The organism is Roseburia faecis (assembly GCF_001406815.1).
Classification (GTDB): domain Bacteria; phylum Bacillota; class Clostridia; order Lachnospirales; family Lachnospiraceae; genus Roseburia; species Roseburia faecis.
The window spans coordinates 127443-147062 of record NZ_CVRR01000033.1 but is presented as its reverse complement, the minus strand read 5'-3'; the positions used below and the strand labels follow the sequence as shown (position 1 = coordinate 147062).

The following is a 19620-nucleotide window of genomic DNA, read 5'->3' as shown; positions in this document are numbered from 1 at the left end:
TTGTCACTTTTGCCCTATAATCTATGTTTTATGGTATCATATTCTGAAAAATAAGACAATCTTTTCTTTGCATTAATTATTGGTCTCCAATTCCATCCAAAACTCCACACCGTCCGGGTGATTGACTGCACCGCATTTCTGATGAAAAGAATCCATGATTGCCTTGACAATGGACAATCCGATTCCGCTTCCACCATATTCACGTGTTCTTGCTTTGTCTACTTTATAGAATTTCACCCAGATCTTGTCAAGATCCTCTTCGGGAATCGGGTCACCGGTATTAAACACACTCGTGCGTACCAGATGGTCATGTTTTTGAAAACGAATGGTAATCTTTTTTTCTCCTGCCGCATGGTTCATGGCATTGGTCAGGAAATTCGTAATCACCTCTTCCACCTTAAACTCATCCCCCCAGACATATACCGGACCTTCCCTGTAAAATTCGATATTCACCTGTTTTTGTGCCGCCATGATGGATGCAGACTGGATCACGCCGTCAATCAGCTCCGTGATATCAAACCGTGTCATTTCCACGGTATCATTGCCAAACTCCAGCTGATTGAGTGTCAGCAGCTGCTTTACCATATGATTCATCTTTTCCGATTCATCCATAATCACATCACAGTAAAAATCACGGCTCTCCGCATCATCATTGATGCATTCTTTTAATCCTTCCGCATATCCCTGTATGAGTGCCAGCGGTGTTTTCAGCTCGTGTGAAACATTCGAAAGAAATTCTTTTCTCATTTCATCGATCTGTTCTTTTTTCTCGATATCCTGCTGCAGGCTGACGTTTGCTGTCTTTAGTTCCGAAATCGTCTCTTCCAGTGTCTCCGACAATTCATTCATGGAATTTCCAAGTTCATCAATCTCCCGGCTCACATGACGTACCGGTATATACTTTGCATCAAAATCCAGCTGTGTCATCCTTCTTGCAATATCGGATAAGGCATGGATCGGATGGGAAATTCCTTTCGAGAGAACGATGATCAGAATCACACTTAAGATGATGGCTCCCGTGCTCACCATTACAAAAAACTGGTTTGTTATGCTCGCACTTTCCCGAATGCTTTCCACAGCCGCACGCATGTAAAGATTGTTTCCATTTTTTAAAGTTCCCAGAAGAACCAGATACTCCGACTGCAGCCGTTCATCGGTCTGCCGAAGCAGCGTATAATCCTTTCCGGATGAAAGCACCTGCACACGGCTGCGGTCACTTCCATACAGCCAGTCCTCCATCTGCATCTGAAAACGCTGTGCACTGCTGTAGGAACTCCATATCAGGTTTCTGTCCTGATCTGCAATAAGCATATTGATATTTCCGTTTGCACAGATTTTCTCGAACTGCACATACGCATCATCACTGGAATCCCCCTGCTTTTCACAAATCAGCCTTACCTGGTCAAAACTGCTTTTTAACTCTTTTTCCTTATGAAAAATATAATATTTTTCCAAAAAGGTGGTATTAAAAAACCAGCACATCGCAACCGTTCCCGCAACAATGACAACCATCGTCAAAATCAGCTGCCACGTCAGGGAAGTCTTTTGTTTCTTTTCCATTTAGGACACCTCAAACTTGTAACCCATTCCCCATACGGTTTTTATATAACTTCCACATGCCCCGAGTTTATTTCTCAGTTTTTTTACATGTGTATCAATCGTCCGTGCATCCCCAAAATAGTCATAATTCCACACACTGTTTAAAATGCGTTCCCTCGAGAGGGCAATCCCCTGATTATTCATAAAATATTCCAGCAGTTCAAACTCCTTGAAACTGAGTTCTACCGGATTTCCCGAAATTTTCACCTCGTGCGCCGTCTTATCCAGAATAATCTCTCCTGCCGTCTTAAGATCGGCCGCATCGCCGATCTTATTGGTCCGGCGCAGAATCGCTTCGACACGCGCCACAAGAATTTTCGGTGAAAACGGTTTGGTTATATATTCATCAACCCCAAGGTCAAATCCCATAAGTTCATCACTCTCATCACTTTTGGCCGTGAGCATGATGATCGGGACTTTGGATGTCTGACGGATTTCCCTGCAGACTTCCCAGCCGTTCATCTTTGGCATCATCACATCCAGAATCAGCAAAGCGATCGCTTTGTCTTTATAAAAAATATCCAGTGCTTCCTCTCCATCTGCTGCTTCTAAGACTTCATAGTTCTGCCGGGTCAAAAAATCCCGTACCAGCTTCCTCATCCGGCTCTCATCATCTACCACAAGGATCTTCACTTTGTCCATCTCTATTCTGCCTCCTGTTCCGTCAGTCTCAATTCCCTCTCCTCAAGCTGGCTTTCCCGTTCATCCAGCTGTTTTTCCCAGATTTCGTATTTATCAATCACCTTATTTTCATAGTTTAAAATCGTCACATTATCTTCGCTGAGCCATGTAATCACAAGCATCCCAATGATGCCAAGTGCAAAAACAACTGCGAAAAATGTACTGATGTGAAACAGTTTCTGATAATCCCGGTTCTTCTTCCGGCGGTTTTTACTGACCACATGCTCTTTGTTTTTCTGTCTTTTTTTCTTCTGCTTTATTTCCTCTTTGCTTCTTTTTTCTTTTGAAACCATTCCTTCTGGTTCATACACCGTGATCGGAAGAATATCTTCTCTCCGGATATAGGGAATGGTATACAGATATTCCTGAAGCCTGTGCAAAAAATCATATCCGACCGGCGTGACAAAAATTTCTTTTAACACCAGTTTGTTATATAACGCCAGCACAATATCCGGATCATCCATTCTCGTATTTTTCCGGATATAGCCGATGATCTCTACCTCATGTTTTGCTGTATGTTCCTGTTCTTTTGTTTCAAATGCGTAGCCTTCTACCTGATACATAACTTATCCTCTACCATTTATAAGCACTACTGGCATCCCGTTCGGCGATTTCGCCGTCCTGATATGCCTGAATCAGTTTTTTCAGTTCCTCAATGCGGATCATCATGCGCTTACCAACGTCTGTATCCCCCACCAGAATACGTTTATCCCGGTATTCCACTGCTTCCTGATGCGATACAATATCCAATTCATCTCTTACCGCCTCGTTTGACCAGTCAAACGGTTCATGGGCAGAAAGCGTCAGTCCATAAGAATTGTACGTCAGTGTATATCCTGCAATTCCCGTTTTTCTCCGGTATGTTTTTGAAAATCCACCGTCGATCAGGATCAGTTTTCCGTTACACTTGACCGGATTTTCGCCGGCAATGCGCTCTACCGGTACATGACCATTGATGATATGCACAAAATCCCCCGTCAGCCCGAATTCTTTAAGTATATTATCTGCCGTTTCCTCTTTGTCAAACAAATGATAATACGCATTCTTACTCTCATGATGCATGGACTTGTCCGCAAGAAAATACCGCTCAAACGTTGCCATCTTACTCCGTCCGTACAAAGGAGAATCCGGTGCCGTCCAGATATACCACATGATATCCCTTCCTTTTTCCCTCTCTTTTTCATCCAGAGAGAAAAATGCCTTGCGGACATAGGATTCCAGCACATCATAGAGTGCTTTTCCGCTGTATTCCCTGCCATATACATTTACTTTCTTAAATGTCCCATCCGGATTCAGCGGCACACATCCATGATAAAGCAGATTTCCGTTGTAGACTTTATACATGCTGCCTCGTTTTAGCAGAAGCCGTACATGGCGCTGCAGTTTCTCACAGTGTATAAACGAGGTGCGCAGCCGGTTCATGACTTCCTGTTCCTCAGGTGTCAGATCATACGGATGTTCCGGATCAATGGTAGGAAAACTGGTATCCAGCATGTCATAGGTTTTTCCATCAATTTCCACTGTTTTGTTCTCGTAATTAATACGGTGCAGCAGACAGCGGTTTTCCATACCATACTCCGGCCATTTGTGGATCAGCTGTCCTTCCAGTTTAAACTTTATGATGGCAATTGCCTTATGCATTTTCCGGTTCATCAGCGTTTCTTTCTTGCTTCGTTCCTCATCCGTGGAATCTTTCAGTACAAACTGTCTGCACGGATCATCGCGGTAAGCATCCATGGCAAATGTTGCAAGCGGAACCATATTGATGCCATAACCATCCTCAATCAGATCCAGATTCCCATACCGGATACTTGTCCGGATCACAGATGCAATGCAGGCAAGCTGCCCGGCTGCTGCCCCCATCCATACCATATCGTGATTCCCCCACTGGATATCAAACGAATGATATTGTTCCAGCTGATCCATAATCCGGTCCGGTGACGGACCGCGGTCATACACATCCCCGAGAATATGCAGATGATCAATGACCAGCCTCTGCACCAGTTCCGCCAGTGCCACAATAAAATTATCTGCCTGCCCAAGTTCCAGAATGGTGTTGATAATTGCCTCGTAATAGGCCTCTTTATTCAAAACCTCCTGCTTTTCCGTAATCAGTTCCTCGATTACATACGCATAATCCTCCGGCAGCGCCTTGCGCACTTTGGATCTGGTGTATTTGGAAGATACTGTCTTACACACCTCGATCAGCCGGTACAGTGTGATCTTATACCAGTTCTCGATATCGTCCTCGGTCTGACGCACTAGCTCGATTTTTTTCTGTGGATAATAAATCAGTGTTGCCAGAGACATCTTATCTGCCGTACTTAGCGTATGCCCGAATACGTCATCAATCTTTTTGCGGACGGCTCCAGACCCGTTTCTCAATACGTGGGAAAATGCTTTAAATTCCCCATGTATATCCGACAAAAAATGTTCCGTGCCTTTTGGCAGATATAAAATAGACTGCAGATTGATAATTTCCGTAGATGCTTTTCCAATCGTCGGATACAGTTCTGCAAGCTGTTCATAATAATGTAATCGTTGTTTTTCCACTTATAATACCCCTTTTCATGAGCATACATCCGCTCATTATTCCTATGAAACAGTTTACCATAATTTCCTGCTTTTGTGCACTCGTTCACATAAAAAACAAAAAAAAGAACTGTATGCCGGACGCATCAGTTCCCTTTTATGTATTTATCCTATACCTTTCGTCTTTCCCCTTTCTTTTTGTTTTGACTGAATTTGACTTTTTATTTACATATTGATTATATCTTTCCTATTTTTTCAATTCGGGGCTAAATTTTTTTATATTTCCGGCGACTTTTGTCGGTCAGGGGTCAGAAATGATCCTTATCCGGAAACGCGATATGTCATTTGACCTTTTTAGCGTTTATTATTATAATAGATTTGATATTTTATTTGGAGGTGATGGTTCATGCTGACACGCGAACAATTATCCAGAAATCTTGGAACAAATCTGGAAAGAGAGCGCTTTAAACTCGGCTATTCACAGCAGGATATGGCAAAAGCACTAGATATGTCCCTTTCCTCGTACAAAAGACTTGCCAATGGGGATACCGGAAAAGTCGATGTCTATACCGTATATAAGCTCAGCCAGCTTACCGGAAAGATGTTCTATGAATTATGTGGCGAATCCTCTGATTTATTCCAGACCTATGACCGCATGCGCAATCTTTCGCCTACACAGTTACATTTTATTGAATCCCTTGTACAGTTTGAATTCGATTTTGCCAGAAATCTGGAAACGGTTCCATCGGTTTCCCGCGAGGACTATACCACTATGATCATTCCAAGTGGAAACATGCACGATGGAATGGTGTATGATTCCTGTTCTCTCGAAAAAATCAATATTTCCGGATACCGCAAACGCTATGGAAACCAGATTGATTGTGCACTTCTTGTCACAAGTGATCATATGTCTCCTGTCTATCATGCAAACGATATTTTATTAATCGCGCGGAATCCCATACGTGATGGCGACACCGGTATTTTTATTAACAAAGTGACCGGTCTTCTTTACATCCGCCGCCTTCGCCAGACAGATCCCTGGCGCTTAGAACCTCTCACCTATTACGGACAGACGTTTTATATCGACAGTAATAACGCATCGGAGATGTCCCACTGGATTATCTTTGGTCACGTTATTTCCAAAACCCGTGGATAATTCTTATTCATGCACAACAAAAGACGCCATCAGATACTTCTGATGACGCCTAATGATTTCCACACTCCATTGGACTGCTCCTCACTTCATCTTTTGTTCTATATCCATTCTTCTTTTGTTTACCGAAATGACGTTCTGGACAAATCACCTTTTATCCGTTCCTCTTTGTCCGCTCTCTTTTGTACTCTGTCACTGGTTTCCATTCCCGAATGTTTATTCTTTCATCAAGTGAAGCCTGATGACCTGTGTTTGGTTGCTCCCTGCCAATGGCTTATGTTCCCTTTGGACTGTACCTCCTTACATTAGATTTCACGTCCAGAGCTTTCTCGTCACCCTTCGTGATGGCTGCTTGTTTTTTTGTTGTCTTAAATATAACACGCATTTTACATTATGTCAACCTGTTTTTTTATTTCTTTTTATTTTTCCTTTATATTTCTCATAATTGTTTGTTTTATTATGTTTTTTCAGATAATTTATTTTTTTAAAAAAAGAACGTGCTTTCGCACGCTCTCTTTTTGTATTTATGCCGGCATAGCCAGATAGTATCCCTGAAACAGATCCACTCCCAAAGACCGTAAAAAATCACACTCTTCTCTTGTCTCCACACCTTCCGCAAGCACCTGCATTCCTCTTTCATGGAAACTTTCCAGATATGTACGGACGTTCTCCTGTTTTCTGGCATCGTTGTCAATTCCACAGATCAGGGAGCGGTCCAGTTTTACGATATCCGGTGTATACAGATATACAGCATTCATATTGTTTTCACCCATGCCAAAATCATCCAGCGATACCTTCCAGTGCTTATTCTGGACCATCTCACTTTTTCTGACCCACTCGCGCAGGGAAACTTTCGGATACTCTAAAATCTCAATGATCCTTTTTCCTTTCTGGTTTCCAAAATAAGTATCAAATGCTTCTGCCTCATTCTCCGTAAAACTTTCCGACGGGAAAGAATTGATACAGAGATATTCCTGATATCCCCGCTCAATATACGCCTGTGTTGCACCAAAAAAAGTGGCAACTTCCAGTATATGCAGTTTCTCATCCCTGGCAAATTCATCAATCAGCTGCCCCACCGTCATCTTCTTTGGTCTCATCAACGCTTCATATGCATATATTCTCACACAATCTTTATAAAAGATCGGCTGGAACACATATTCAATCTCAAGTCCTTCTAAAGCTGCCTTCACTTCATTATCCAGCGGTAATTTTTCATATGCTATCATAAATCTGCTCCAAATTTTCTACTTCTGTTTTTTACCTATTAATTTTTAAAAGAATGGATCGGAGCCGGAATACGTCCTGTACGGTTGATAAAGTCATCACAGGAGTATTTGTTTACCGGCATAACCGGGGCATATCCAAACAATCCTCCAAATTCCACTCTGTCTCCCACACCTTTTCCCACAGCCGGAATCAGACGTGCAGCGGTTGTCTTCTGGTTCACCATTCCGATTGCCATCTCGTCTGCAATCATTCCGGAAATGGTTGTTGCCTTTGTATCTCCCGGGATGGCGATCATATCCAGACCTACCGAACATACACAGGTCATTGCCTCTAATTTTTCAAGGGAAATTGCGCCTGCCTCTACCGCGTTGATCATCCCCTGATCCTCGCTGACCGGAATAAAAGCACCACTTAAACCACCCACATAAGAAGAAGCCATCACGCCGCCCTTCTTTACCTGATCATTGAGCATGGCAAGTGCTGCAGTAGTTCCCGGTGCACCTGCATACTCCAGACCGCACTCACAGAGAATATCCGCAACACTGTCTCCGATTGCCGGCGTCGGTGCCAGGGAAAGATCCACGATACCAAACGGAATGTTTAACATCTTAGATGCCTCCTGTGCCACCAGCTGGCCAACACGGGTAACCTTAAATGCCGTCTTTTTGATCGTCTCACAGAGAACCTCAAAATTCTCTCCGCGTACTTTTTCCAGCGCATTTTTTACAACACCCGGTCCGCTGACTCCGACATTAATGATCGCATCTGCCTCGGTCACTCCATGGAAAGCTCCTGCCATAAACGGATTATCGTCCGGTGCATTGCAAAAGACCACCAGCTTCATGCAGTCGGCAGAATCGTTGTCCTTTGAAATTTCTGCCGTCTGAAGAATAATCTCGCCCATAAGCCGTACTGCGTCCATGTTAATGCCCGTCTTGGTGGATGCCAGGTTTACGGAACTGCATACACGTTCAGTACTGTGCAGTGCCTGTGGAATAGAACGGATCAGAAGTTCATCCGCTTTCGTCATGCCTTTAGATACCAGTGCGGAATATCCGCCGATCAGATTGACGCCGACCGTCTTTGCTGCACGATCCATAGTTGCGGCGATTGTAGCAAAATCCTCCGGTGTCTTACAAGCCGAACCGCCCACCAGCGCAATTGGTGTCACAGAAATTCTCTTATTTACGATTGGAATGGAATAACTTTTTTCAATCTTTTCTCCGGTCGCTACCAGATCTTTTGCCACGGTTGTAATCTTGTTGTAAATATTCTGATTCAGACGATCCAGATCCGAATCAATACAGTCAAGAAGACTGATCCCGAGTGTGATGGTTCTCACATCCAGATTCTCCTTCTCGATCATTTCGTTGGTTTCCTGTACTTCCCAGCTGTTAATCATTCTTTGCTTCCTCCATGTTTTAGATACGATGCATTTTTTCAAAAATTTCTTCGCGCTGACATTTGATTGAAACGCCTATTTTTTCTCCCAATGCATCCATTTCTCCGGAAATCTCTGCAAAGTGCTTCTTTGCATCTGCCATATCCACAATCATCATCATATTAAAAAATCCAGAAACAATCGTCTGTGAAATATCAAGCACGTTTACGCCGTTGTCAGCAAGATAAGTACATACCTTTGCAATAATACCGACGGTATCTTTTCCTACTACTGTAATAATTGCTTTGTCCATTGTTTTTTCCATAATATAAACTCTCCTTTTTACTCTGCACGAATTACAGGCGAAACCGCATTTCTTTTTGCCACATACATCGGGAAATCATCCGCTTTGTACGGATTATCCCCCATCGTAACTTCCAGACGCACTGCTTCATACGCCAGTTCCTCGTAATTATTTTCCTTGCTTAAATGGCCCAGTACCACTGTGCCGAATTTATCATGAAGAAGTTCACAGAGCAGCTGGCCGCTCCGCTCATTCGACAGATGTCCCCTGTTTCCCATAATCCTGCGTTTCAGCGGATAAGGGTATACGCCCGTTTCGAGCATATGAATATCATGATTTGCCTCCAGCAGCAAAGTATCAAGTCCCTGCAGCTGCTGCACAATCTCATCATCATAATTTCCCAGATCGGTTACTACCGCAAAGGTACGGTTTCCTTTTTTTATCCGGTATGCCACAGGATCCGCCGCATCATGTGAGATATGGATCGGGGTAATCGTCAGGTCTCCGATTACAAAATCTTCCTGCGGAACAATTTCATGAAATAATTCCGGGTCGATCTTTCCCACAGACGGCGTGTTCTTAATGGCTTCAATGGTTCCTGCCGTCGCATACATCGGCAGCCCATATCTTCTTGCCATAACACCAAGTCCCGCGATATGATCCAGATGTTCATGTGTAACCAGAATCCCATCCATATCCTGACTCTTTAAATCCACCTCGTTTAATCCATTCTCAATCCGCTTTCCGCTGATCCCCGCATCAATTAACACATGGTGGTCGTCCGAGCCTACACAGATACAGTTTCCACTGCTGCCACTTGCAATACTGCATAATTCTAACATACTATTTCTCTTTCCAGTAAATTTCTACCCGGTCTCCATTATTAAGCGGCTGGGAAAATTCAGCTTCCATGCCATTTACAAGCGTTGCAATTGCACGTCCGTTTCCGGCGTTGAGATCAAACGTGATCCGGTCAAAAACATCCACAAATATGTAATCTTCTTTTCCCGTAAGTTCCACCGTCTCGCCATTTACCGTGACAACACAGACCGTATCTTTTTTCTCCGACTCAGCCGCCTTGGCCTCCCCGGAGGTTTCCGGAGTCATTTCTTCCCGCGATATTTCCGCGGAATCTGTAACCCCCTCTGTTGCATTATACCGATTCTCACTCTCTGACGCAACCCCGAAGCTTAACGGTGTCCAGTCAATGGAGAAATTTTCGTATACCAGGGTCTCCATCCCCGCTTCCCTGTTATTGACCAGAATTTCACTGTCCGGGTCAATTTCCACGTCCATAAATTCTGCAATCTGTGCAACGGTATAAAAATTCCGTGTCTCGATGGAATCTCCCTCCTGAATTTCATAGGAATCCGGTTCAAGGCTTCCGTTTACCTCGACAAATTTCGGACATACCACGTTCTGTCCATTGATCACAAACGAAATCACGGACTCGTGATACTCCGGAAGCTGTCCGATGGTATACACCGCATTATCTCCTGCCGTTGATGGCTCAATCGTAATATCGGAATTTGGCTCCAGCGGTGTGTTGATATTTGCCGGTTGGCCATTCATCGTCACTATGGCGGCCTCCCCAGCCTCTCCTCTTGCGATTCTTGCGCCTCCATTCACGGTGAAATTGATCGGCATTCCGCGTTTCGGAAACAGCTGGTCATTCGGAAATCCCGCCTGCATTGCCGCATCCACAATGGTAAGTCTGTTATTATCATACAGTTTCAGGCGTTCTCCGTTGAAGCGGACCATAATAAAATTATTTTTCTGTTCATAATAATTCAGGCAGATTCCAATCGGTGTGACAAGCAGCGGATCTTTTTTGATATCTTCCTGCTCAAATGTCACTTCTTTAAGCACTTCTTCGCCTCTTAATGCCACACGCTCCGTCGGCAGATCCAGATGCCCGGCAAGTTTTTCCGTAAATCCGTGAATCTTTCCGCCACCACCGACAACAAAGCAGGCGCTTACGGTTTTATCCCCATTCAGTTCCTTGATCTTTGCAGCCACCTCGGAAGTAATCTTCTCCACCGTCGGGGCAACCAGCTCCCAGATCTCCTTGGATGGAATTGTATGGGAAATACTCATAATATCCTCATATGTCACTTCATCCTCACTCGAAGATGCCAGTTTCATTTTCTCTGCAGTCTGAAAATCAACCAGATACTGCTGCACGATCAGCTCGGTCAGTTCATCCCCTGCATATGGAATCATACCATAAGCTATGATACTTCCCTCTCTTGTGATGGAAATATCCGATGTTCCCGCTCCGACATCGACCAGTGCAATATTTAACATCCGGAAATTTTCAGGGATTGCCACATTGATCGCCGCAATTGGCTCCAGTGTCATATTGGCAACCGTCATTTTAGCCTGACCGACTGCGGAATACAGCCCGTCCACAACATCTTCCGGCAAAAATGTTACGATAATGTCCTCACCGATTTTATTTGCTTTATGTCCTTCAATACTGATAAATACTTCTTCGTTTAAATAATATTTCACAACCGAATATCCGACACAGTAAAACTTATATTTTGTGTCATTCTGTTCCCGCAAAATATCCTGTGCCTGCTCTACCCCCAGAAGATTTAATGTGTGGATATCTTCTCCTGTGACGACCGACTCCTCCGCATACTCATACTCCACATGCGTAGTGACGGTTTTTAACACACGGCCGGCGGCTGCAATACACACTTCCGAAAGCGGTGCATCCAGCTGCGCCTCCAGCTCTGCTTTTACAGCGGAAATCGTACGCGCCACTTTTCCAATATCATGAATCTGTCCATCCAGCATGGACCGTGTCTCATGCTGTCTGACATACTGTGCCTCTACAATAAAGGCTCCATCTTCTGTCCGGTGTCCAACCGTTCCCACCACATTGCGGGTTCCTATATCCAAACCAAATACGTTATTCATATGCTTCTCTCCTCAGCGCTTCCTCTGTCTGTGTCAGTGTTTCTTCCAGTGTCCCGTTATTATCTATTACCACCCGGCAGTGTCTGCGGTATTCCTCCTCACTCAGCTGGCTGGCAAAAATCCGGTCCACATGTGCATCGGAATACCCTCTTGATGCCTTCAGACGAGCTCTCCGGTTTTCTTCTGTAGTATAAATATACCAGAGTTCATCACAGATTTCATCATAATGTTCCTCGATCAGAAGTGCAGCTTCCAAAACCAGCAGAAAAAGTTTTCCAGCCCGTTCCTCTGCCTCTTTCTGTTGCAGAACATATTCCCGGACCGCCGGATGTACAATGGCATTCAGTTCTTCTCTTTTCCGGTCATCGGAAAAGATGACAGTTGCAAGCTGCGCACGGTCCAACGATCCGTCCGGCTGATAAATGTCTTCCCCGGCAAATTTTTCTTTTAACTTTTGAAAACATTCCGTCCCCGGCTGCATCAGATCATGTGCAATCTCATCTGCCAGCATAACCCTGATCCCCGGCTTTGACGCAAGATGTGCAAGTATGGCAGATTTTCCTGCTCCCACCCCTCCTGTAATTCCAATAAACCGCATTCCATCACCTCCCGGGTTTGTTCCTTTTCGTATATTTTTCTTAATGAGCCTCATACCAGTCCTGTCCGCATGCCGTACCGACGGCAAGTTCCACTTTCAGATCGGCTGCTTTTTGCATTTCTTCTTCCAAAAGTGCAATGACCTTTTCCTTTTCTTCCTCCGCAGTCTCAATCAACAGTTCATCATGTACCTGCAAAATCAGACGCGAACGGAAATGTTCCCGGATCAGACGGTCATGTACCCGGATCATGGCAATTTTGATAATATCCGCCGCCGTTCCCTGAATCGGGGCATTCATGGCGACACGCTCGCCAAACTGTCTTGTCATAAAATTACCCGATGACAGCTCCGGAATCGGACGGATGCGTCCAAACAAAGTTCTTGTATATCCCTTTTCCTTTGCCTGTGCTACGGTGTTGTCCAGAAATTCTTTGATCTTCGGATATGTTTCAAAATAGCTGTCGATAAATCCCTGCGCTTCTTTGGTTCCTATATTTAAATCCTGACTCAGTCCATAGGCACTGATGCCGTATACAATTCCAAAGTTTACAGCCTTGGCATTTCTTCTCTGTAAGTCTGTCACTTCATCAAACGGTACATGAAATACTTTGGATGCCGTACTTCGATGAATGTCCTGATTTTCGCGGAACGCCTCAATCAGCTGCTCATCACCGGACATATGTGCCAAAAGCCGCAATTCAATCTGTGAATAATCGGAATCGACAAACAAATCTCCCGGCATTGGATGAAATACTTTTCTTATCATCTTTCCAAGTTCAATCCGGATCGGGATATTCTGCAGATTCGGATCTGTACTGCTCAATCGCCCGGTTGCCGTGATCGTCTGATGGAACGTTGTATGGATTTTTCCGGTTGCATCAATAAAGTTTGACAGACCATCTGCATAGGTAGATTTGAGTTTGGAAAGTTTCCGGTATTCCAGAATATCTGCAACAATCGGATAATCTCCGGCAAGTTTTTCCAAGACTTCTGCAGAAGTCGAAAAACCGGTCTTTGTCTTTTTTCCATTCGGAAGCTGCATCTTTTCGAAAAGAATCACGCCGAGCTGTTTCGGAGAATTTATGTTAAACGTCTCTCCCGCTTCCTCATAAATTTTCTGTTCCAGTTCCCCGATGGAAACCGACAGTTTCTGACCATACTCTTTTAATGCATTGGCATCGATACAGATTCCATCCTGTTCCATATCCGATAAGACAAACACCAGAGGCATCTCGATTTCGCGCATCAGCTGCTCCATCCCATGTTCCTTAAGTCCTTCCTTAAGAACTGCGGCTGATTTCCATGTAATATAAGATTCCCAGCAGGCATACCGGAGCACATCCGCTTCCTTTTCCGTGATGACATCCCCCGGCATCTGTTTGCCAAGCAGATCTGTTCTCGACGGAATCATCAGTCCCAGATAGTCTTTTGCAATATCCTCGTATGGATACGCTCCCTTGAGTGGATTGAGCAGGTATGCTGCAATCGTACGGTCAAAAAAACGGGTTCTCATTTCTTCCGGTACATCGTGCAGATCAAAAGCAGCCAGCGCCGGCTTTAAATCTGCCGCATACAGTTCCTGTCGTTCCAGCAGATCCTGTTTTAATTTTTCTGCCGGAAGTTCCTGTGAAGCCACCATAAGATAATTGTCTTCTTCCGAAAACGAAATGGCAAGCCCGGCAAATTTCTGTTCCTCTGCGGTATCAAACAGGGAAAGCTGCTGGTTTTGTACTCCCTGCTCCACCACATAAAAGCCTGCCTCTTTTCCCTCGGCTTTTTTCCAGATCCGGTCTGCCGTCTTCTGATCCTTTACGATCTGAAAACTTTCTTCCGCATGGTTTTTTTGTGCGTCCACGGTAAACCGGTTCAAAAGATTTTTAAATTCGAGTCTCTTACACAGCAAATAGGCTTCCTCTGTATACAGAGAAGCCTTTCCGTCTATCTTTGCATTGGCAAAATCATAATCCACCGGAACATCTGTGATGATGGTTGCAAGTTCTTTGCTCATCACTGCCTGATCCCAGTATTCTACAATATTTTTGGATGCACGCGGTGGCTTTACCACATCCGCATGTGCATGAACTTCCTCAATGCATCCATACTGTCCGATCAGCGCAGTCGCTGTTTTTTCTCCAATTCCCGGCACACCCGGAATATTGTCTGCCGTATCCCCCATCAGGGCTTTTACGTCGATAAATTCCTTCGGTGTCACCTGATACCGTTCTTTGACATCTGCCGCCAGATAATCTTCAATCTCTGTTCCGGTACGCTTCGTCTTTGGAATACGAATCCTGACATGATCCGTAGCAAGCTGCAGCAGATCGCGGTCCCCGGATACGACAGAAACTTCCATCCCGGCACGCTCTCCCATTCCGGCAAGTGTACCGAGAAGATCATCGGCTTCGTATCCTTCCATCTCAATGGTACAGACCCCCATCGCCGCAAGCATTTCTTTCATCAGCGGAACCTGCTGCCGCAGGGCATCATCCATCGGTTTTCGTGTTCCCTTATATGCCTCATACATTTTATGACGAAAAGTTGGTGCATGAACATCAAATGCAACCGTCAGATAATCCGGCTGTTCCTCCTCTAATATTTTAAAAAGAATATTCAAGAATCCGTACACGGCATTGGTATGCAGACCTTCGGAATTTGTCAGATCCGGCAGTCCAAAAAATGCACGGTTTAATATGCTGTGTCCATCAATCAGCACCAGCTTTTCACTCATTACTTCTATTTCCTTCCCGGCCACGGTTTATATTGCCCGTGTTGCCTCCTTCAGCCATGCCAGCTCCTCTCCCTGCAGATACGGGGAAACAACTTTGTATACATTGGCATGGTAATCATTCAGACGTTTCTTTTCAACCTCCGTCATCTGTTTCGGATCGATAGCATCCAGATCAAACGGAACATAGGTCAGATTTTCAAAATACATAAACTGACCATATTCATTTTTTTCGCCTTTTTGGCATACTAATTCGTTTTCCAGACGTATTCCGTATTTTCCTTCGATATAAATTCCCGGTTCATCCGTAGTTACCATTCCTTCTTCAAAAACAGCTCCCCCCGGACGATCCTCAGTTCCTTTATAGCGGAATGCATTCGGTCCTTCATGCACATTGAGCACATATCCCACACCGTGTCCGGTCCCGTGTTTAAAGTCAAGTCCGGCTTCCCAGAACGGTTCACGCGCGATAATATCAAGGTTCATCCCGCTGCATCCATACAGGAAACGGGCATTTGCCAGATTCATATTGGATCTGCATACACGGGTAAAATCCGCTTTCATCTCTTCTGTCACCGGTCCGAGTGCAAATGTTCTCGTAATATCTGTCGTACCTTCCAGATAATGTCCTCCGGAATCCACCAGAAGAAGTCCCTCCGGTTTCAGTGGAACATCACTTTCCGGTGTTGCTGCATAATGTACGATTGCTCCATGATCCGCATACCCGCAGATCGTATCAAAGCTCAAATCCAGCAGGCCTTCCTGTTCTCTGCGGAGACTCTCCAGATAATCCGATGCGGAAATTTCCGTCATTGGAATTTTCCCCACATTTTTCTTCAGCCAGTACATGAATCTGCACATTGCCACTGCATCTTTTACATGGGCTTTTCTCGTATTGGAAATCTCTGTCTCATTTTTGACAGCTTTCATCTCCAGCGTCGGATCTTCTGCATCTATCATCTGTGCAGACTCCGGCAGATTATTACAGATTTTTGTATTAACCACAGCGCGATTAAGCAGAATCGTCTGATTCTCCAGTGTTTTTACATACTCATAAAATGCCTCATACGGACGCGTGGTAATTCCATTCTTCTGCAGATATTCCCGCAGGGTATCATCGACAACTTCTTCCTGCAGGAACCAGATGCACTGTTCCTGTGTCAATGCCAGGTAGGAAAGAACAACCGGTACATAACTGATGTCATTTCCACGTACATTCAAAAGCCACGCAATATCATACAAAGAAGCCAGCAAATGCACCTCTGCACCTTTTTCCTTCATTTTTTCACGGACTGCGGCAAGCTTATCTTTTGTACTTCTTCCACTGTATGCTTCATCCAGAATCCACACAGGTTCTTTGGACATCGGCGGACGATCTTTCCAGATCTGTCCGATCAGATCCTCCTGTACATAAAGTTTTCCGTGTTTCTTTTCTGCGATCTGCTGCAGTTTTGCGCCCCATCTTCCATTGACAACCCTTCCGTCAAATCCGATGGTCCCGCCCTCTTTCAGCGTCTGTTCCACATATTCATCAACCGTAGGAACATGTTCCTCTCCCATACGGTACAGTGTCACAGTTGTTCCTTCTAACTGTTTTGCCGCCTGCACAAAATATCTTCCGTCTGTCCACAGTCCGGCCTTAGTCCGTGTAATCACTGCTGTTCCGGCCGAACCGGTAAATCCGGTAATAAATCTTCTTGCTTTAAAATATTCTCCAACATACTCCGATTCATGAAAATCAGCGGTTGGCACAATATAAACTGCAATGTCCCTTTTTTCCATCTCCTGTCTGAGCGCAGCAAGTCTTTCCGGTATCATTGCATGTCCTCCTTCATCTCAAAAAATTTCGTATCAAGTTCCGGATAAGAACGTTTCAGGGAAATCGGTTTTCCGGAACGGTTCAAAAAGCAGTGGCTGCTTCTCGCCGTCGTCCGCAGTTCTCCGGTTTCCTTGTCCGTCATCACATACTCGACTTCCATCTTAATTCCGTTATATTTCACCAGTTTCGTCTGAATCACAACGGTATCATCAAAATGTACCATACTGTGATACTCTACCGCAATGGATAAAACCGGACTGATAATTTCCATTTCTTCCATCTGTTTATAGCTCAGCCCCATCTGATCCATCAGATCCATTCTCGCTTCTTCCATCCATTTCACATAATTGCTGTGATGAATGATGCCCATCTGATCCGTTTCGTAATATTTTGCATGATGTTCATATGGGCGTAATTTTATACCGGTCTGCTGTCCGGCAACCTGTATCTCGTTTCTCATATCAGACACCTCCTGTACAGAAACTTAACATCTATATTATGCCACAAGCAGACCAGAAATTCAATGAAGTTTCATGGTTTCCCGGTGGTGTTCCGGCACTGCATGAACCGTAACGTTTACTGTTCCTCATACACCTCTTCATAATCGCTCTCATCTGCAAATAAAACATACTTTCCGTCCAGATATCCCATATATCCGTTTTCTACCACATATCCCTTCATATTTTGTCTTCTTCCTTTCTTTTATTTCCCGTTCTTTTTGGTTGAAGACAGTATCTCATATTCAGTGTCCGATAAATGGTACACAAAATCCCCCGGAAATTTCCGGGGGATGAAAAACTACTTATTTTTCTTTTCTTTTTTTGTCGGTGGAATACTGTATTTGCGTGCATACGAATCAAAGCACTCCAGATAAGCATCGTCTTTCATGTGACGGACGCTCTTTAAATACTCATGGGTATCAAATTCCGAAGTCTCCGTCTCAATCATTGCTACCGCAACATTGGAACAGTGCGCTGCGATTCTTTCCAGATTCGTCAGCAGATCATTAAACGCAAATCCCTGCCGGAATTCACATTTTCCTTCCCGCAGTCTGGTTACATGCCGGTTTTTGAGATCATTGCACAAAATTCCGATCAGTTCCCGCAAAGGCTCGATTTTTGCAGCCATCTCCAGATCATCCTCGCAGAAAGCATCAACTGTCAGATCGACAATCTCCCTGACTGCTGCCTCCAGCACGGAAAGTTCCTTCTGTGCCGACTCGGAAAATGTAATCTTCTTTTCCGAAATTTCATTTGCAACATTAGAAATATTGACCGCATGATCCCCCAGACGCTCAAAATCACTGATCGTGTGCAGGAATTTTGACACCTGCTGCATCTGGACGGTAGACATCTCCTGTCCGGTCAGCTGCATAAGATATGTGCCGAGCTTGTCCTCGTATTTGTCAATCAGGTTTTCTTTTTCCTGTACTTTATTGTACTTATCCTGGGAATAATCGCCCAACAGTGAAAGTGCACGGTTGATATTCTTACGTGCCTTCTTTGCCATGCCGTTGACCGCCGTATGGCTCTGTCCGATGGCAAGTGCCGGATACGCCAGAAATCGTTCTTCGAGAAGATCGAAATCTGCCTGCTCTTCCAGATCCTCCGGATCGTCTTTGATCAGACGGAATACCAGTTTCTCAATCAGATTAATGCACGGAAGCAGAATCATGATTGTTGCCAGACGGAAAATAGAGTTCATCATGGCGATCTTGATCGGGCTCATCGTCATATTCAAAAACTTAAAGTGTACAAAAGCATTGACACTGTAAAAGACAATCGACCAGAAAATCATACCGAACAGATCGTTCAGCAGATAAATCAGGGCTGTACGTTTTCCGTTTTTATTTGTACCGATGGAAGAAAGCAGTACCGGGCAGGCCGCTCCTACTCCAATTCCCATCGTAATCGGAAGTGCTGCCGCAAAACTGATACTTCCGGTCACGGACAATGCCTGCAGAATACCAACGGATGCGGAAGCACTCTGTAAAACTGCAGTAAACGCAATTCCCACAATAATTCCCATAAATGGATTTTCAAACTTTGTGAGAAGATTGACGAAATGCGGGTTATCTTTCAATGGGGAAACTGCCCCGCTCATCGTCTGCATTCCTACCATGAGGATTGCAAAACCAAGCATGATATCTCCCACATTTTTGTAGTTTGCCTTTTTGACAAACATCTTAAAAATAATACCGATAATCGCAACAACGGCAGAAATGGTTGCCGTGGACAACAACTGTGCGATACCGCTGGACCCATCAATATAGGAAAGACAAAGAATCCATCCGGTAACACTCGTACCGATATTTGCTCCCATGATAATTCCAATCGCCTGTGCGACTTTCATCATTCCCGAATTTACGAATCCGACAACCATGACGGTCGTTGCGGAAGATGACTGAATAATCGCTGTAACTATCGTTCCAAGAAGTACACCTTTAATCGGTGTATTTGTGAGCTTATACAATACAAGCTCCAGTTGGTTTCCTGCCACACGTTTGAGTCCGTCTCCCATCAGAGACATTCCATAAAGAAATAGTGCAACACCACTCAGAAGTGTCAGGACAATCATTATGCCATTCATATCTGTTTCCTTTTCTTGTTCTTCTTTTTTTACATGCTTCGATTTATTATAAAACACTTCTCATGGTTTTTACAATCACTT

15 protein-coding genes are annotated in these 19620 nt (G+C 44.4%); 1 reads left to right on the top strand and 14 read right to left on the bottom strand.

Annotated features, from left to right (window positions below; all coding sequences use genetic code 11):
- Nucleotides 1–72: 72 nt before the first annotated feature.
- Genes M72_RS10805 through M72_RS10790 form a run of 4 tightly spaced genes read right to left on the bottom strand, consistent with a single transcriptional unit; the run spans nt 73 to nt 4833 of the window.
- The gene (locus tag M72_RS10805) at nt 73–1560 is read right to left on the bottom strand and encodes a sensor histidine kinase (protein ID WP_055068229.1); all 1488 of its coding nucleotides are present in this window, start codon (nt 1558–1560) and stop codon (nt 73–75) included.
- Nucleotides 1561–2241, bottom strand: coding sequence for a response regulator transcription factor (locus M72_RS10800; protein ID WP_022046475.1), 681 nt, complete (start codon nt 2239–2241; stop codon nt 1561–1563).
- Between the two features lie 2 nt (nt 2242–2243).
- Nucleotides 2244–2843, bottom strand: coding sequence for a hypothetical protein (locus M72_RS10795; RefSeq protein WP_055068228.1), 600 nt, complete (start codon nt 2841–2843; stop codon nt 2244–2246).
- 10 nt (nt 2844–2853) lie between these two features.
- Entirely contained in the window at nt 2854–4833 is a 1980-nt protein-coding gene (locus M72_RS10790) for a fructose-bisphosphatase class III (protein WP_022046477.1), read from the bottom strand.
- 385 nt (nt 4834–5218) lie between these two features.
- Between M72_RS10790 and M72_RS10785 the strand changes: the two genes are divergently transcribed.
- Nucleotides 5219–5968 carry a helix-turn-helix domain-containing protein gene (locus tag M72_RS10785; protein WP_022046478.1) on the top strand — a complete coding sequence of 250 codons (750 nt, stop codon included), beginning with the start codon at nt 5219–5221 and terminating at the stop codon, nt 5966–5968.
- A 521-nt stretch (nt 5969–6489) separates the two neighbouring features.
- On the opposite strand, the gene M72_RS10780 is transcribed toward M72_RS10785, so the two are convergent.
- The 10 genes from M72_RS10780 to M72_RS10735 all read right to left on the bottom strand — a co-directional run bounded on the left by M72_RS10780 (nt 6490) and on the right by M72_RS10735 (nt 19539).
- Nucleotides 6490–7194 carry an EAL domain-containing protein gene (locus M72_RS10780; RefSeq protein ID WP_022046479.1) on the bottom strand — a complete coding sequence of 235 codons (705 nt, stop codon included), beginning with the start codon at nt 7192–7194 and terminating at the stop codon, nt 6490–6492.
- 38 nt (nt 7195–7232) lie between these two features.
- Nucleotides 7233–8597: a PFL family protein gene (locus tag M72_RS10775; protein ID WP_022046480.1), complete on the bottom strand. Its 1365-nt coding sequence runs from the start codon at nt 8595–8597 to the stop codon at nt 7233–7235.
- Nucleotides 8598–8616: 19 nt separating this feature from the next.
- Nucleotides 8617–8901, bottom strand: coding sequence for an ACT domain-containing protein (locus M72_RS10770; RefSeq protein WP_022046481.1), 285 nt, complete (start codon nt 8899–8901; stop codon nt 8617–8619).
- 17 nt (nt 8902–8918) lie between these two features.
- The gene (locus M72_RS10765) at nt 8919–9722 is read right to left on the bottom strand and encodes an MBL fold metallo-hydrolase (RefSeq protein WP_055068227.1); all 804 of its coding nucleotides are present in this window, start codon (nt 9720–9722) and stop codon (nt 8919–8921) included.
- Between the two features lies 1 nt (nt 9723).
- The gene (locus M72_RS10760; protein WP_055068226.1) at nt 9724–11808 is read right to left on the bottom strand and encodes a cell division protein FtsA; all 2085 of its coding nucleotides are present in this window, start codon (nt 11806–11808) and stop codon (nt 9724–9726) included.
- Nucleotides 11801–12406: a dephospho-CoA kinase gene (gene coaE / locus M72_RS10755; protein WP_082413885.1), complete on the bottom strand. Its 606-nt coding sequence runs from the start codon at nt 12404–12406 to the stop codon at nt 11801–11803. Before coaE ends, M72_RS10760 begins: the two co-directional genes overlap by 8 nt.
- A 40-nt stretch (nt 12407–12446) precedes the next feature.
- Nucleotides 12447–15134 carry a DNA polymerase I gene (gene polA / locus M72_RS10750; protein ID WP_055068224.1) on the bottom strand — a complete coding sequence of 896 codons (2688 nt, stop codon included), beginning with the start codon at nt 15132–15134 and terminating at the stop codon, nt 12447–12449.
- 27 nt (nt 15135–15161) lie between these two features.
- Nucleotides 15162–16949 carry an aminopeptidase P family protein gene (locus M72_RS10745; protein WP_055068223.1) on the bottom strand — a complete coding sequence of 596 codons (1788 nt, stop codon included), beginning with the start codon at nt 16947–16949 and terminating at the stop codon, nt 15162–15164.
- On the bottom strand, nt 16946–17410 hold the full coding sequence (locus M72_RS10740; protein ID WP_022046487.1) for an acyl-CoA thioesterase: 465 nt from the start codon (nt 17408–17410) through the stop codon (nt 16946–16948). The genes M72_RS10745 and M72_RS10740 overlap by 4 nt, the downstream gene beginning before the upstream one ends.
- A gap of 338 nt (nt 17411–17748) precedes the next feature.
- Complete coding sequence (locus M72_RS10735) at nt 17749–19539, bottom strand: Na/Pi cotransporter family protein (RefSeq protein ID WP_022046489.1); 1791 nt, start codon at nt 19537–19539, stop codon at nt 17749–17751.
- Between the last annotated feature and the right edge of the window lie 81 nt (nt 19540–19620).

Excerpts from the sequence above, each read along its gene's own strand:
- M72_RS10805 (WP_055068229.1), bottom strand. The coding sequence starts at position 1,560 with ATGGAAAAGAAACAAAAGACTTCCCTGACGTGGCAGCTGATTTTGACG.
- M72_RS10800 (WP_022046475.1), bottom strand. The coding sequence starts at position 2,241 with ATGGACAAAGTGAAGATCCTTGTGGTAGATGATGAGAGCCGGATGAGG.
- M72_RS10795 (WP_055068228.1), bottom strand. The coding sequence starts at position 2,843 with ATGTATCAGGTAGAAGGCTACGCATTTGAAACAAAAGAACAGGAACAT.
- M72_RS10785 (WP_022046478.1), top strand. The coding sequence starts at position 5,219 with ATGCTGACACGCGAACAATTATCCAGAAATCTTGGAACAAATCTGGAA.
- M72_RS10780 (WP_022046479.1), bottom strand. The coding sequence starts at position 7,194 with ATGATAGCATATGAAAAATTACCGCTGGATAATGAAGTGAAGGCAGCT.
- M72_RS10775 (WP_022046480.1), bottom strand. The coding sequence starts at position 8,597 with ATGATTAACAGCTGGGAAGTACAGGAAACCAACGAAATGATCGAGAAG.
- M72_RS10770 (WP_022046481.1), bottom strand. The coding sequence starts at position 8,901 with ATGGAAAAAACAATGGACAAAGCAATTATTACAGTAGTAGGAAAAGAT.
- M72_RS10765 (WP_055068227.1), bottom strand. The coding sequence starts at position 9,722 with ATGTTAGAATTATGCAGTATTGCAAGTGGCAGCAGTGGAAACTGTATC.
- M72_RS10760 (WP_055068226.1), bottom strand. The coding sequence starts at position 11,808 with ATGAATAACGTATTTGGTTTGGATATAGGAACCCGCAATGTGGTGGGA.
- coaE (WP_082413885.1), bottom strand. The coding sequence starts at position 12,406 with ATGCGGTTTATTGGAATTACAGGAGGGGTGGGAGCAGGAAAATCTGCC.
- polA (WP_055068224.1), bottom strand. The coding sequence starts at position 15,134 with ATGAGTGAAAAGCTGGTGCTGATTGATGGACACAGCATATTAAACCGT.
- M72_RS10745 (WP_055068223.1), bottom strand. The coding sequence starts at position 16,949 with ATGATACCGGAAAGACTTGCTGCGCTCAGACAGGAGATGGAAAAAAGG.
- M72_RS10740 (WP_022046487.1), bottom strand. The coding sequence starts at position 17,410 with ATGAGAAACGAGATACAGGTTGCCGGACAGCAGACCGGTATAAAATTA.
- M72_RS10735 (WP_022046489.1), bottom strand. The coding sequence starts at position 19,539 with ATGAATGGCATAATGATTGTCCTGACACTTCTGAGTGGTGTTGCACTA.